We start from the raw sequence: 12,938 nt of genomic DNA, 5'->3' as shown, positions 1-12,938 counted from the left end.
AATCTGATGAGTGACTATAAATCAACCCTGAATTTGCCGGAAACAGGGTTCCCGATGCGCGGCGATCTCGCCAAGCGTGAACCGGGAATGCTGGCGCGTTGGACTGATGATGACCTGTACGGCATCATTCGTGCGGCCAAAAAAGGCAAAAAAACCTTCATTCTGCATGATGGCCCTCCTTATGCGAATGGCAGCATTCATATTGGTCACTCGGTTAACAAGATTCTGAAAGACATTATCGTGAAGTCCAAAGGACTCACGGGATTCGACTCGCCTTACGTTCCGGGCTGGGACTGCCACGGCCTGCCTATCGAGCTGAAAGTAGAGCAGGAATACGGCAAGCCGGGCGAGAAGTTCACCGCCGCTGAGTTCCGCGCCAAATGCCGTGAATACGCAGCGACGCAGGTTGACGGTCAGCGTAAAGACTTTATCCGTCTTGGCGTGCTGGGCGACTGGTCGCATCCGTACCTGACCATGGACTTCAAAACTGAAGCCAACATCATTCGTGCGCTGGGTAAAATCATCGGTAACGGTCACCTGCACAAAGGTGCGAAGCCGGTGCACTGGTGCGTTGATTGCCGTTCCGCGCTGGCGGAAGCGGAAGTTGAGTATTATGACAAAACCTCCCCGTCCATCGACGTTGCGTTCCACGCCGCCGATCAGGACGCGGTAAAAGCGAAATTTGGCGTTTCTGACGTCAATGGCCCGATCTCACTGGTTATCTGGACTACCACCCCGTGGACGTTACCGGCGAACCGCGCAATCTCTCTGGCGCCTGATTTTGACTATGCGCTGGTGCAGATTGACGGGCAGGCTGTGATTCTGGCGAAGGATCTGGTTGAAAGCGTCATGCAGCGTATTGGTGCGGCTGAATACACTATTCTGGGCACCGTAAAAGGCGCCGAGCTGGAACTGCTGCGCTTTACCCATCCGTTTATGGGCTTTGACGTGCCGGCTATTCTTGGCGATCACGTTACGCTGGATGCGGGTACTGGTGCGGTCCATACCGCCGGCGGCCACGGTCCGGATGACTACGTCATTAGCCAGAAATACGGTCTGGAAATCGCTAACCCGGTTGGCCCGGACGGCGCATATCTGGCGGGTACCTATCCGGATCTGGACGGTGTGAACGTCTTTAAAGCCAACGACAAAATCGTTGCGCTGCTGAGCGATAAAGGCGCTCTGCTGCACGTTGAGAAGATGCAGCACAGCTACCCGTGCTGCTGGCGCCACAAATCGCCGATCATCTTCCGTGCGACTCCGCAGTGGTTCGTCAGCATGGATCAGAAAGGTCTGCGCGCGCAGTCGCTAAAAGAGATCAAAGGCGTGCAATGGATCCCGGATTGGGGCCAGGCACGTATTGAATCGATGGTTGCCAACCGTCCTGACTGGTGTATCTCCCGTCAGCGTACGTGGGGGGTGCCGATGTCTCTGTTTGTTCACAAAGACACCGAAGAGCTGCATCCGCGTGCTATCGAACTGATGGAAGAAGTGGCCAAACGCGTTGAAGTTGACGGCATCCAGGCGTGGTGGGATCTCGACCTGAAAGATATCCTCGGCGATGAAGCTGACCAGTATGTCAAAGTCCCGGATACGCTGGACGTGTGGTTCGACTCCGGTTCAACCCACTCATCCGTTGTGGATGTGCGTCCTGAGTTTGCAGGCCATGCGGCAGATATGTATCTGGAAGGTTCTGACCAGCACCGCGGCTGGTTCATGTCTTCTCTGATGATCTCCACTGCAATGAAGGGCAAAGCGCCATACCGTCAGGTACTGACCCACGGTTTCACCGTTGATGGTCAGGGTCGTAAAATGTCCAAGTCTATCGGTAACACCGTAAGCCCGCAGGACGTAATGAACAAACTGGGCGCGGATATTCTGCGTCTGTGGGTCGCTTCTACCGACTATACCGGCGAAATGGCCGTTTCTGACGAAATCCTGAAACGTGCTGCCGACAGCTATCGTCGTATCCGTAACACCGCGCGCTTCCTGCTGGCGAACCTGAACGGGTTCGATCCGGTAAAAGATATGGTGAAACCGGAAGAGATGGTGGTGCTGGATCGCTGGGCGGTAGGTTGTGCGCAAGCTGCGCAGGAAGAGATCCTGAAAGCTTATGAAGCCTATGACTTCCACGAAGTAGTACAGCGCCTGATGCGCTTCTGCTCCGTAGAAATGGGTTCGTTCTACCTCGACATCATCAAAGACCGTCAGTACACCGCGAAAGCGGACAGCGTGGCGCGTCGTAGTTGCCAGACTGCGCTGTTCCATATTGCAGAAGCACTGGTACGCTGGATGGCGCCGATCATGTCCTTCACCGCTGATGAAATCTGGGGTTACCTGCCGGGCGATCGTGAGAAGTACGTCTTTACCGGTGAATGGTACGAAGGTCTGTTTGGCTTAGGCGAAACCGAAGCGATGAATGACGCCTACTGGGACGAGTTGCTGAAAGTGCGCGGCGAAGTGAACAAGGTCATCGAGCAGGCGCGTGCGGATAAGAAAGTCGGTGGTTCGCTGGAAGCGGCGGTTACTCTGTACGCTGAACCAGAACTGGCGGCGAAACTGACCGCGCTGGGCGAAGAGTTGCGCTTTGTTCTGCTGACCTCCGGTGCGACGGTTGCGGATTATGCAGCGGCTCCTGCTGACGCTCAGCAGAGCGAACTGCTTAAAGGTCTGAAAATCGTACTAAGCAAAGCCGAAGGTGAGAAATGTCCGCGTTGCTGGCATTACACTACCGATGTCGGCCAGGTGGCGGAACATGCAGATATCTGCGGACGCTGTGTCAGCAACATCGCCGGTGATGGCGAACAACGTAAGTTTGCCTGATGAGTAAGCCTCTTTGTTCAACAGGACTACGCTGGCTGTGGCTGGTGGTAGTCGTGCTGATTATCGATTTAGGCAGCAAATACCTGATCCTCCAGAACTTTGCTCTGGGGGATACGGTGTCGCTGTTCCCGTCGCTTAATCTGCACTACGCGCGTAACTATGGTGCGGCGTTTAGCTTCTTAGCCGACAGCGGTGGCTGGCAACGTTGGTTCTTTGCCGGTATCGCCATTGGTATCTGCGTTATCCTGATGGTGATGATGTATCGCTCGAAGGCGACGCAGAAGCTAAACAACATCGCGTATGCGTTAATCATTGGCGGTGCGCTGGGCAACCTGTTCGACCGCCTGTGGCACGGCTTCGTGGTTGATATGATTGACTTTTACGTCGGTGACTGGCATTTCGCGACATTCAACCTTGCTGATACGGCGATCTGTATCGGTGCGGCATTGATTGTCCTCGAAGGCTTCTTACCGTCGAAAGAGAAAAAAGCCGCATAAAAAAATGCCGGATGGCGCTATGCTAATCCGGCCTACAATATACTGCGATTCTTGTGGGCCCGGTAAGCGTAGCGCTATCGGGCAAACAGGCGGCAGCAATTTTAAAGAGCAACCTGCATGTCTAAATCAGTACAGAGTAACAGTGCGGTGCTGGTGCACTTCACCCTTAAGCTCGACGATGGCTCCACCGCAGAGTCAACCCGCAATAACGGCAAGCCTGCGCTGTTTCGCCTGGGCGACGGTTCTCTGTCTGAAGGACTGGAACAACACCTGCTGGGGTTAAAAGAAGGTGATAAAACCACTTTTGCTCTGGAGCCGGATGCCGCCTTCGGCGTGTCAAGCCCGGACTTGATTCAGTATTTCTCGCGTCGGGAATTTATGGACGCGGGCGAGCCAGAAATTGGCGCTATTATGCTCTTTACCGCAATGGACGGCAGTGAGATGCCTGGTGTGATCCGCGAAATCAATGGTGACTCGATCACGGTTGATTTCAACCATCCGCTGGCCGGGCATACCGTTCATTTTGATATTGAAGTGCTGGAAGTCGAACCGGCACTGGAGGCGTAAAATGCAGATCCTGTTGGCCAACCCGCGCGGTTTTTGCGCTGGCGTAGACCGCGCTATCAGCATTGTGGAAAACGCGCTGGCTATTTACGGCGCACCGATTTATGTCCGTCATGAAGTGGTGCATAACCGCTATGTGGTGGATAGCCTGCGCGAGCGCGGCGCTATTTTTATTGAGCAAATCAGCGAAGTACCGGATGGCGCGATCCTGATTTTCTCCGCTCATGGCGTGTCTCAGGCGGTGCGTAACGAAGCCAAAGGCCGCGACCTCACGGTTTTTGATGCGACCTGCCCGCTGGTAACGAAAGTGCATATGGAAGTTGCCCGCGCCAGCCGTCGCGGTGAAGAGTCAATTTTAATTGGTCACGCCGGGCATCCGGAAGTTGAAGGCACGATGGGCCAGTACAGTAACCCGCAGGGGGGAATGTATCTGGTTGAATCACCTGAAGATGTGCTGAAACTGAATGTAAAAAATGAAGGCAAATTGTCCTTCATGACGCAGACTACTCTCTCCGTTGATGACACCTCTGACGTTATTGACGCGCTGCGAAGCCGTTTCCCGAAAATTGTCGGGCCGCGCAAAGACGATATCTGTTATGCCACGACCAACCGTCAGGAAGCGGTCCGTGCGCTGGCAGAGCAAGCGGATGTTGTGCTGGTGGTCGGCTCGAAAAACTCTTCTAACTCCAACCGTCTGGCTGAACTGGCCCAACGAATGGGGAAAGCGGCGTATCTGATTGACGATGCGACCGATATCCAGGAAGCGTGGGTGAAAGAAGCCAGGTGCGTGGGCGTGACGGCCGGTGCCTCGGCGCCTGATATCCTGGTGCAAAACGTGATTGCTCGCCTGCAGGAGCTTGGCGGTGGGGAAGCTATTCCGCTGGCAGGGCGTGAAGAAAACATCGTTTTCGAAGTACCGAAAGAGCTGCGTGTGGATGTTCGTGAAGTAGAGTAAGTCTTTCCGGTTACGATTATGAGAAGATGCCAGACTTAACGTCTGGCATTTTTTTATGGAGAAACCATGCGCTTACCGATCATTCTTGATACCGATCCCGGCATTGATGATGCTGCCGCTATTGCCGCCGCGCTGTTTGCCCCTGAGCTGGATCTGCAACTGATGACCACGGTAGCAGGTAATGTGTCGGTGGAAAAAACCACCCGTAATGCATTGCAACTGCTGCACTTCTGGAATGCGGATATTCCACTGGCGCAGGGGGCATCGATGCCGCTGGTGAGACCGCTACGAGATGCCGCTTCCGTACACGGTGAATCAGGTATGGAAGGGTATGAATTTGTCGAACATGACCGCCAGGTGATGGCAAAACCTGCCTTCCAGGCCATTCGCGATGCGTTGATGCATGCCCCGCAGCCTGTGACGCTGGTGGCAATTGGCCCCCTGACCAACATTGCGCTGCTGCTGACTCATTATCCTGAATGCATATTCAACATTCACCGTCTGGTGATTATGGGCGGTTCTGCCGGGCGCGGGAACTTCACGCCAAACGCGGAGTTTAATATTGCTATTGATCCCGAGGCCGCCGCAAAAGTCTTCCAGAGCGGGCTGGAGATTGTGATGTGTGGGCTGGATGTCACTAATCAGGCCATGCTCACCCCTGACTATCTGGCGACGTTGCCGCAGCTTAACCAGACGGGAAAAATGCTGCACGCGCTGTTTAGCCATTACCGTAGCGGCAGTATGAATACGGGGCTACGAATGCACGACCTGTGCGCTATTGCCTGGCTGGTGCGCCCGGAACTGTTTACCCTGCAGCCGTGCTTCGTGGCGGTTGAAACCCAGGGTGAATATACCTCGGGTACGACGGTGGTGGACATTGAAGGGCGTTTAGGGCATCCGGCAAATGCCCTGGTCGCGCTGGGGCTGGACGTTGAGGGGTTCCAGCAGTGGGTGGCAGAGGTACTGACGCTGGCACCTTGAGGCTGTGATCCGGCCCGCAATATGCAGATAGCGATAGCAGGTTAATCGATTAATCTGCTAATCTGATCCTGTTGTTCTCCTCGGGCCGGAGACACATATGAACCTTTCTTTTATCCAGCCACCGCAGGTGGCGTGGGCAAGCGGCGCTTTAGCTGATGGCCTGTTATTGCGTAAATCCACCCGTATTGAGGATCTTCCAGACGTTTTTGCCGATGAACACGCCCGTCAACAGCTGGTTGGCGAGCAGGTCGTGTATGACGTCGAGATGCTGGATACCTCTCCCGCTGAAGGTGAACTCTACACCGGCGTTACCCATCTTTACCCTGGCCGGGTCGGCTGTGAGTATTTTATGACCCGCGGGCATTTCCATGCGCGCCGCGAACAGGGGGAAGTCTATTTTGGTCTGCGTGGCACCGGTTTGCTGCTGTTGCAAACTGAGCAGGGCGACGCGAGGCTGGAAAAAGTATTCGCGGGATCTGTCCACATTATCCCCGGCTTTACCGCGCATCGGTTAATCAACACCGGGGAAGAGGTTCTGTCGGCGCTCGCCGTATGGCCAGGGATTGCGGGTCATGATTATGCAGCGCTCGCCAGCGGCTTCAGAATAAGGGTCTTTGAGGAAAATAAGACGGTTCAGGCGAAGGAGGTACAGAATGGGTGACTTAGCGCATTCTTACGGCCTGGATATGACGGTCCATCATCACCCGCTTGGTTTTAGCTATGGGGATGAGGTTACCGGGCCGATGCCGGAGATTCGTCAACTCGACCAGATTCGCGCCTCGCTACGCGATCCGCACTGTGAAGGGCCGCAAGAGGTGTATGCCATAGCGATGGATGTGGCGCGAATGCAGGATCGCGAAGAGTTGAAGAAGCGGATGCTGTTGTTTGGCGTGGTGACCTATGCGGCGGGACGGCTGGGAGAAGAGCCGGTGCGTAGTCAGGGACATATTCATCGTATTAGTCAGCACAGCGGCTGGTCTCCGCCGGAGCTTTATGAAATCTGGCAGGGAAAAGCGATCATTTATATGCAGGAATATGTTGAGGATGACCCAGGCCGCTGTTTTGCTGTAATTGCCGGACCCGGTGAGAAAGTGTTGGTACCACCCGGTTGGGGGCATGCGACTATATCCGCAGACCCGGATGTACCGTTAACCTTTGGCGCGTGGTGCGATCGTGAATATGGTTTTGAGTACGACGCCGTGCGTGCGCATAAAGGACTGGCATGGTATCCGCTGCTGCAGGGCAACAACGTTATCTGGCAGCATAATCCGCGTTACATCCCTGGACGACTGCAGGCCGTTACGCCCAGACAATATACGGAATTCTCGATTACCTCCGCACCTGTTTATCAACAATTCATCGAGGACCCGGCGCGTTTCCAATTTATCTCACGCCCGGACAAGCACCCCGAGCTATGGCAAAACTTTCATCCATAAAAAAACCGGGGCATAGCCCCGGTTGTACCGTTTTCTGTGTGTTATCCCGCAAACAGGCCCGTGGCGACGCCGACGGCGGCCAGTATCAACAGTAAAATCATCGCTTTCACTGGTGATACACCGCGCTTGGCCATCAGATACCAGGTACCAAGCACCACAATCAGCGGCAGTAACTGCGGGAAGATACCGTCCAGCATCTGTTGAACATGGATATTCACCCCATCTTTGGTAATAAACTCCAGTCCGGTGCCAAGTTTAACGTAGCTGGCCGCCACGCCCCCCATGACAAACACACCCAGCAGCGATAACGCTTCACGCAGACGGGCAGACTTGCTGCTCACCAGCATTTCCACCGAGCCAGAACCCATTTTGTAGCCTTTCAGGAACAAGAACCACGAACCGGGAATGATGATGGCCAGCCAGGCAACGGTATAAAACAGCGGCCCCAGAATGTTACCGCCGGCCGCCAGGGCCATGCCGATGCTGAGCAGGATAGGGATCAGCATGCCAGGGATCATTGAATCGCCGATCCCGGCAATAGGGCCCATCAGGCCAACCTTCAGGGTATTGATTGTCTCCCCATCGATCGGCTCACCGTTCGCTTTTTTCTCCTCCAGCCCCAGCACCATGCCGTTTACGATCGCGCCTATCTGGGGTTCCGTATTATAGAATGAGGCATGACGGCGCAGCATTTCAGTACGTTGGGCTGCGTCGGGATAGAGCTTTTTCGCCACCGGAAGCATACTCAGACAAAAGCCAAAAGATTCCAGACGTTCAAAACTCATCGATGACAAGTTGTGCATCATCCATGCGCGCCAGCAGCGGCGAAGATCTTTACGCGTAAGTGTACGTTCTTCCATCAGAATTCATCCTCATCATCATCGGCTACCGACTTTGCATTCGCGGCCTGCGGCGGTTCCGGTTTGTAGTTGTAATGGATCAACGCCAACAGCGAACCGACGATCACCAGCGCGACCATGTTGAGTTTTAAAAATACGATGCAGACAAAACCGACGAGGAAGTAGATCAGCATGGTGTAGTTTTTGATGATCTGCTTCAGCAAAATCGCGATCCCGACGGCGGGTAAAATGCCGCCCAGTACGTTCATCGTTGACAGAACTATTTTCGGCAAGCTGTCCATAAAACCGCTGATATATTGCGCGCCGAAGTAAACCGCAATAAAAGTTGGCACAAAACGCAGGACAAAGTTTGTCACCTGTGGCCAGATGGCGCTGTTCAGGTAAATACCGCGTTCGTCACCCCGTTCCAGCGCCACATCTGCCCGGTGATTCCAGAAAGAGTTCAGTACCATCATCGCGTTAAACAAAATGGTTCCGGCGATACCGATAGTCGCCGCCAGCGCGACCGCGACCTCGGGGCCTTTTCCTGAAAGGATCCCTAAGGCGATTGCGGGGTAAGCAACAAAGTTGAGATCGGCCGGCATCGAACCGCCAGGCGTTACCATTGCGATATACACCGCCTGAACCGCGACGCCAATCATGATCCCGGTTTTAATGTCGCCGAGAATTATCCCGACCAGCATTCCGGAAATCAGCGGGCGGGTGATCAGATACCAGCCGCCGGTCAGCCCCAGAAGCCAGGGACTGCTGAGGGCGCCGAGATAGCAAAGTATGCCAATCAACGTAGCTTCGATAATCATCGTGCGCTCCTTATTTCAGCTTCTGACGTGCGTCCTGCCAGCTGTAGCAACTGGCATCAGGAACCAGGCGAAACTCAACCAGGTGCCCATGTTGCGTCAGCCAGTCAAAGGCGGCAATTTCATCCCCGTTGACCGACTGATTCGGGCCGATGGTGGTGGTATCAGCACGCGCGCTCATCGGACCCACATTAATCTTGCCGTTGGCATTTTTCAGGCTGATACCTGCTTCTTCAATGCGTTTGAGCGTGACGGGTGATTTGCCAATGACGAAATAACGTTTCTCGCTGGCAATGACTTTTGGCAATTTTTCAATCGCGGTGGCCGTATCAAACAACCAAACTTTGGTGTCCTGTACGGCGCCTTTCATCACCGAAGAGAGCAAAGGGTCGGCCGCGACGGCGTCGTCTATAGCGACGATCCCATCACAGGGCAGCTCTTTGGCCCAACGTGTCACGAGCTGCCCATGGATTACGCGGTCATCGATACGTACAAAAGAAATACTCATAGTGTTTTCCTTTAAAAATCGTCGGACTGAACGGATAAAACCGGGGCGGCTTTAATCAGCGTGGGTATCGTCAGCGCCAACAGCTCGACGGCTGCGGCGTGAACATCCGTTAAATGGCAAATCTCCTCGCTTTGTAACAGCATCGGGAAATTGACCCCCGCTACGACGGCAACGGGAGGAACCGTTTGTGAAGAAAAAGCATGATGGCAGGCGACATTCCACGGCGTACCGCTTTGCATGTCACACAGCACCAGTACACCGTCAGCGTCTTTTCCGGCACTGGTGAGAACCTGTGAGAACGTCGCTTTAAACCCTTCGATACCTGCCTGTTCACTCAGCGTGACGGGGTAAACATGCGGTAATTCTCCATAAACCATACGACCGCTGGCGAGAAGCGCGTCCGCCAGGGGACCATGGGTGGCAACAATTACGTTAATCATGCGCTTATCCTCTAACCCAGGCTTTAATCGTGGCGAGCTGTTGACCGACGCCTTTGCCAAACGGCGAAATACGATATTCTCCGACGGCGGCAGGGATGATAAAGGTCTCTGCATAGTTGACGACAAACGGGGGAAACGCGCCGCTCGGGCTTTCAACAACGGCCTGCGCACCTTCGACCAGGTTCAGGACGTTGACGCCGCCATGGGTATGGTGAGTGACCGGTGCCGTAAACCAATGGCGACGCGTTTCGATAAATTCGCGTTCGTGCATTCCGGTTCTTTCTTCCCGCCAACCCTCTCCTTCAGCCAGGGGTTCAATACGGTTGACGAGGTTGTCGTGCACCCATTGCGTGTCGCGCTGCCAGTCAATAACCTGCTGACCGTGATCCAGATGTACCGGACGCGGTAAGCCGTCTAACCCTAAGCGGCCCCAATCCCACAGCTTGAAGGTGAAGATATAGGGCGTTGCACTGATCTCCAGCACCATGGTTCCTGCACCCGAGCAGTGTACGGTTCCGGCGGGGATCAGGAAGTGATCGTGTTTATGTGCGGGGATCTGGTTAACGAATCGTTCATCATCAAAGGTTTTTTCGCCACGACCCGCGGCCCGGAGGTCGTCGAGCATATCCTGCGGTGCGATCCCGGTTTTGGTCCCGAGATACACCACGGCGTCCGGCTCGGCTTCGAGAATGTAATAACTCTCATCCTGGGTATAGTGCATACCAAACTGCTGTTGAATGTACTCAGTGAGCGGATGAACCTGAAAACTCAAATTCTGGCCGCCAATAGTGTCGAGGAAGTCAAAACGGATCGGGAATTCCGCGCCAAAGCGCGCGTGAACTTTTTCACCCAGCAGGGGGCGGGGACAGGTCAGCACCAGATCCTGAGAGGGGATCTCGATCCGCACGTTGCCAAAACGCAGTAACAGGCTGTTTTCCTCGGGCACGCAATCAAAACACCACGCGTAATTGGGGGCTGAGGGATCGAGATCGAAGCGTTGTTTCATCCATTGCCCGCCCCAGACGCCTGGGTCAAAGAAAGGGGCAACGCGAAACGGTTGTTCGGTGGTTTGTTGCAGACCGGCGCGTAACGCGTCGCCGCTGACCATCGCGGGACTATTTTCTACCGTGGTATCGAGCAAATAATCGGCGCGTTTGAGTAACGGCGTTTTGTGTTTGTCGAATACCCGCCATTCAATGAAAAAAGCACGTTTGTAACGACGAAGAATATCTTCATCCTGGTTTTCTGCACCCCAGTTACCCAGCCCGTTATGACGCATACGCTGTTGAATTTCCCAGCGCGGAAGATCGGCATAAACCAGTACGTCACCAGGGTGTGCCAGCGCAGCGCCCGAGCCGTACACCACAACCAGCCCTGCGGTAACGGCATCAATCTGTTGGCGGAGTTGGCTGAGTTTGTCGCTATCAAAAAATTCATCCAGGTGATGACAGGAGAGAACGCCGAATACGCGATCGTCGGTAAGGTTACGCGCCAGTAAATCATGCAGGGCCTGCTCATCGCGGCGGGCGGATTCAATATTTAGCACCAGTGCGGTATCTAATGTCGTAACAAGCTGTTGCTCCAGCTCGTCAAGCCGCACGCCCGGATAGCAATCCACGATCAATACGGTTTTGGCGGCGGTAGAAACCCTGGTGTTAAGCACTGAATGAATTGACGACCAACCCTGCCAGGCGTGGTTGTCATAGCCCTGAACGTTAACCTCAGGGAATTTATTATAGGTTGTACGCATATTCTGTCTCCGTGTTGGCTTATTTAAGATTAATCGATTAACCTTATTTTCATAGTGTGGTTAACGCGATTAACCCGCCATAATCAGAATCCAGTGCGGTGAAATGCACGTTAGCGTGATGTGAATCACACGTAAAAAGGCAATATTTCGGTTATTCGATTAACCTTCGAAATAAACAGGAGAGGTCATGACTACAGTCACGCTGGCGCAGGTTGCTGAACGCGCGGGAGTCTCCACGGCAACCGTTTCAATGGTGTTGCGTAACCGGGGGCGCATTTCTCAGGCCACACGTGACAGGGTGCTCAAAGCGCTGGATGATGCCGGCTACGTTTATAATCAAACCGCCGCTAACCTGCGTAACCGGAGCAGTAATCAGGTCGGATTGTTGTTACACGATATCACTAACCCTTTTTACGGTGAGATGACTGCAGGGCTAAGCCATGAGATGGAGCGGCATGACCTGCTTCTGTTTCTGGCAAACAGTGAAGAGTCAGGAGAAAGGCAGCAAAAATTTGTCGACTCGTTGATGCGCAATAATGCCTGCGGCATGGTGCTCTGCGCGGCGCGCGAAACACCGACCTCCTTCTTCGAGGCGCTGAAAAGGCGCAATATTCCCGCCATCATGGTGGTTCGCCCTCTTAGCGATCCTGATTTTGATTTTGTGGGAACCGATAACTTTCTCGGTACGCAAATGGCCACCACCCATTTAGTCAAAATGGGGCATAAGAATATTGCGTTTATCGGTGGTAGCCCAAGTTCCGGGAGCCGGGCACAGCGTATCGGTGGATTCACCAGCACGTTGCTGGAGCAGGGAATATCGCCGAATCCGCAATGGATAGTGGCGACGCAGGCCAGCCAAATTGACGGCGCAAAAGTGGCAGAGTCGCTTCTTATGCGGTTCCCGGAAATTACCGCCGCCGTTTGTTATCAGGATATTGTGGCGCTTGGGGTTATGCAGGCATTACGTAAAATGGGGCGTGAACCAGGGCGCGATTTTGCGCTGGTGGGGTTCGATGACATCACCGAAGCGGCGCTGGTACAACCTGCGCTCACCACCGTGTCGGTGGCCGCAAAAGAGATAGGTCGCAAGGCTGGGGAGCTACTTTATAGTCGCATTCAGGGAAATGACGAACCTCCGAAACGCATTATTCTGCCACCTGCGCTGGTGGTCAGAGAATCATGTGGTTTTCGCTGATCGTCATGCCTTTTACTGATATCTCTCCCTGTTTATCATTAAATTCTAATTATCGACGTTTTCGGCTGGCGGCGCAGCGATGTGCTGGTTAATCTGAAAACGATTTACGTAAAATTAACAAAAGAGAATAGC

The 12,938-nt window shown here is 54.0% G+C and carries 13 protein-coding genes; 8 read left to right on the top strand and 5 right to left on the bottom strand.

Annotation, left to right across the window (positions count from 1 at the left end; genetic code table 11):
- Positions 1-6: 6 nt before the first annotated feature.
- From ileS to OGW44_RS09390, 7 genes are all read left to right on the top strand, one after another.
- A complete protein-coding gene (gene ileS, locus OGW44_RS09420; RefSeq protein ID WP_185654746.1) occupies positions 7-2,823 on the top strand; it encodes an isoleucine--tRNA ligase in 2,817 nt (938 codons plus the stop codon).
- Complete coding sequence (gene lspA / locus OGW44_RS09415) at positions 2,823-3,320, top strand: signal peptidase II (RefSeq protein WP_003018932.1); 498 nt, start codon at positions 2,823-2,825, stop codon at positions 3,318-3,320. The genes ileS and lspA overlap by 1 nt, the downstream gene beginning before the upstream one ends.
- A gap of 117 nt (positions 3,321-3,437) precedes the next feature.
- Positions 3,438-3,887, top strand: a complete 450-nt coding sequence (fkpB, locus tag OGW44_RS09410; protein ID WP_003018929.1) for an FKBP-type peptidyl-prolyl cis-trans isomerase — start codon at positions 3,438-3,440, stop codon at positions 3,885-3,887.
- Position 3,888: 1 nt separating this feature from the next.
- Positions 3,889-4,839: a 4-hydroxy-3-methylbut-2-enyl diphosphate reductase gene (gene ispH, locus OGW44_RS09405; RefSeq protein ID WP_016155658.1), complete on the top strand. Its 951-nt coding sequence runs from the start codon at positions 3,889-3,891 to the stop codon at positions 4,837-4,839.
- A gap of 66 nt (positions 4,840-4,905) precedes the next feature.
- Positions 4,906-5,820: a ribonucleoside hydrolase RihC gene (gene rihC, locus OGW44_RS09400; protein ID WP_047358352.1), complete on the top strand. Its 915-nt coding sequence runs from the start codon at positions 4,906-4,908 to the stop codon at positions 5,818-5,820.
- Positions 5,821-5,917: 97 nt separating this feature from the next.
- Entirely contained in the window at positions 5,918-6,481 is a 564-nt protein-coding gene (locus tag OGW44_RS09395) for a glucose-6-phosphate isomerase family protein (RefSeq protein ID WP_047414460.1), read from the top strand.
- The gene (locus OGW44_RS09390; RefSeq protein WP_047414458.1) at positions 6,474-7,256 is read left to right on the top strand and encodes a glucose-6-phosphate isomerase family protein; all 783 of its coding nucleotides are present in this window, start codon (positions 6,474-6,476) and stop codon (positions 7,254-7,256) included. Before OGW44_RS09395 ends, OGW44_RS09390 begins: the two co-directional genes overlap by 8 nt.
- Before the next feature lie 41 nt (positions 7,257-7,297).
- On the opposite strand, the gene OGW44_RS09385 is transcribed toward OGW44_RS09390, so the two are convergent.
- The 5 genes from OGW44_RS09385 to OGW44_RS09365 are packed head-to-tail and all read right to left on the bottom strand — an operon-like array spanning position 7,298 to position 11,611.
- Positions 7,298-8,116, bottom strand: coding sequence for a PTS system mannose/fructose/sorbose family transporter subunit IID (locus OGW44_RS09385; RefSeq protein ID WP_185654745.1), 819 nt, complete (start codon positions 8,114-8,116; stop codon positions 7,298-7,300).
- Positions 8,116-8,916: a PTS mannose/fructose/sorbose/N-acetylgalactosamine transporter subunit IIC gene (locus OGW44_RS09380; RefSeq protein ID WP_016151644.1), complete on the bottom strand. Its 801-nt coding sequence runs from the start codon at positions 8,914-8,916 to the stop codon at positions 8,116-8,118. The genes OGW44_RS09385 and OGW44_RS09380 overlap by 1 nt, the downstream gene beginning before the upstream one ends.
- Before the next feature lie 10 nt (positions 8,917-8,926).
- Positions 8,927-9,421 (bottom strand): PTS sugar transporter subunit IIB, encoded by a 495-nt coding sequence (locus OGW44_RS09375; RefSeq protein WP_003837349.1) that lies wholly within the window; start codon positions 9,419-9,421, stop codon positions 8,927-8,929.
- An 11-nt stretch (positions 9,422-9,432) separates the two neighbouring features.
- Positions 9,433-9,861, bottom strand: coding sequence for a PTS sugar transporter subunit IIA (locus OGW44_RS09370; protein WP_016155663.1), 429 nt, complete (start codon positions 9,859-9,861; stop codon positions 9,433-9,435).
- A gap of 4 nt (positions 9,862-9,865) precedes the next feature.
- Positions 9,866-11,611: a class I mannose-6-phosphate isomerase gene (locus OGW44_RS09365; protein WP_049042500.1), complete on the bottom strand. Its 1,746-nt coding sequence runs from the start codon at positions 11,609-11,611 to the stop codon at positions 9,866-9,868.
- Positions 11,612-11,798: 187 nt separating this feature from the next.
- Between OGW44_RS09365 and OGW44_RS09360 the strand changes: the two genes are divergently transcribed.
- On the top strand, positions 11,799-12,806 hold the full coding sequence (locus OGW44_RS09360; RefSeq protein WP_016151647.1) for a LacI family DNA-binding transcriptional regulator: 1,008 nt from the start codon (positions 11,799-11,801) through the stop codon (positions 12,804-12,806).
- Positions 12,807-12,938 lie beyond the last annotated feature (132 nt).

Origin of the sequence: Citrobacter sp. Cb023 (assembly GCF_030336805.1) — a bacterium.
GTDB lineage: Bacteria > Pseudomonadota > Gammaproteobacteria > Enterobacterales > Enterobacteriaceae > Citrobacter > Citrobacter braakii.
This window is presented reverse-complemented; position numbering and strand designations above follow the sequence as displayed.

Excerpts from the sequence above, each read along its gene's own strand:
- ileS (WP_185654746.1), top strand. The coding sequence starts at position 7 with ATGAGTGACTATAAATCAACCCTGAATTTGCCGGAAACAGGGTTCCCG.
- lspA (WP_003018932.1), top strand. The coding sequence starts at position 2,823 with ATGAGTAAGCCTCTTTGTTCAACAGGACTACGCTGGCTGTGGCTGGTG.
- fkpB (WP_003018929.1), top strand. The coding sequence starts at position 3,438 with ATGTCTAAATCAGTACAGAGTAACAGTGCGGTGCTGGTGCACTTCACC.
- ispH (WP_016155658.1), top strand. The coding sequence starts at position 3,889 with ATGCAGATCCTGTTGGCCAACCCGCGCGGTTTTTGCGCTGGCGTAGAC.
- rihC (WP_047358352.1), top strand. The coding sequence starts at position 4,906 with ATGCGCTTACCGATCATTCTTGATACCGATCCCGGCATTGATGATGCT.
- OGW44_RS09395 (WP_047414460.1), top strand. The coding sequence starts at position 5,918 with ATGAACCTTTCTTTTATCCAGCCACCGCAGGTGGCGTGGGCAAGCGGC.
- OGW44_RS09390 (WP_047414458.1), top strand. The coding sequence starts at position 6,474 with ATGGGTGACTTAGCGCATTCTTACGGCCTGGATATGACGGTCCATCAT.
- OGW44_RS09385 (WP_185654745.1), bottom strand. The coding sequence starts at position 8,116 with ATGGAAGAACGTACACTTACGCGTAAAGATCTTCGCCGCTGCTGGCGC.
- OGW44_RS09380 (WP_016151644.1), bottom strand. The coding sequence starts at position 8,916 with ATGATTATCGAAGCTACGTTGATTGGCATACTTTGCTATCTCGGCGCC.
- OGW44_RS09375 (WP_003837349.1), bottom strand. The coding sequence starts at position 9,421 with ATGAGTATTTCTTTTGTACGTATCGATGACCGCGTAATCCATGGGCAG.
- OGW44_RS09370 (WP_016155663.1), bottom strand. The coding sequence starts at position 9,861 with ATGATTAACGTAATTGTTGCCACCCATGGTCCCCTGGCGGACGCGCTT.
- OGW44_RS09365 (WP_049042500.1), bottom strand. The coding sequence starts at position 11,611 with ATGCGTACAACCTATAATAAATTCCCTGAGGTTAACGTTCAGGGCTAT.
- OGW44_RS09360 (WP_016151647.1), top strand. The coding sequence starts at position 11,799 with ATGACTACAGTCACGCTGGCGCAGGTTGCTGAACGCGCGGGAGTCTCC.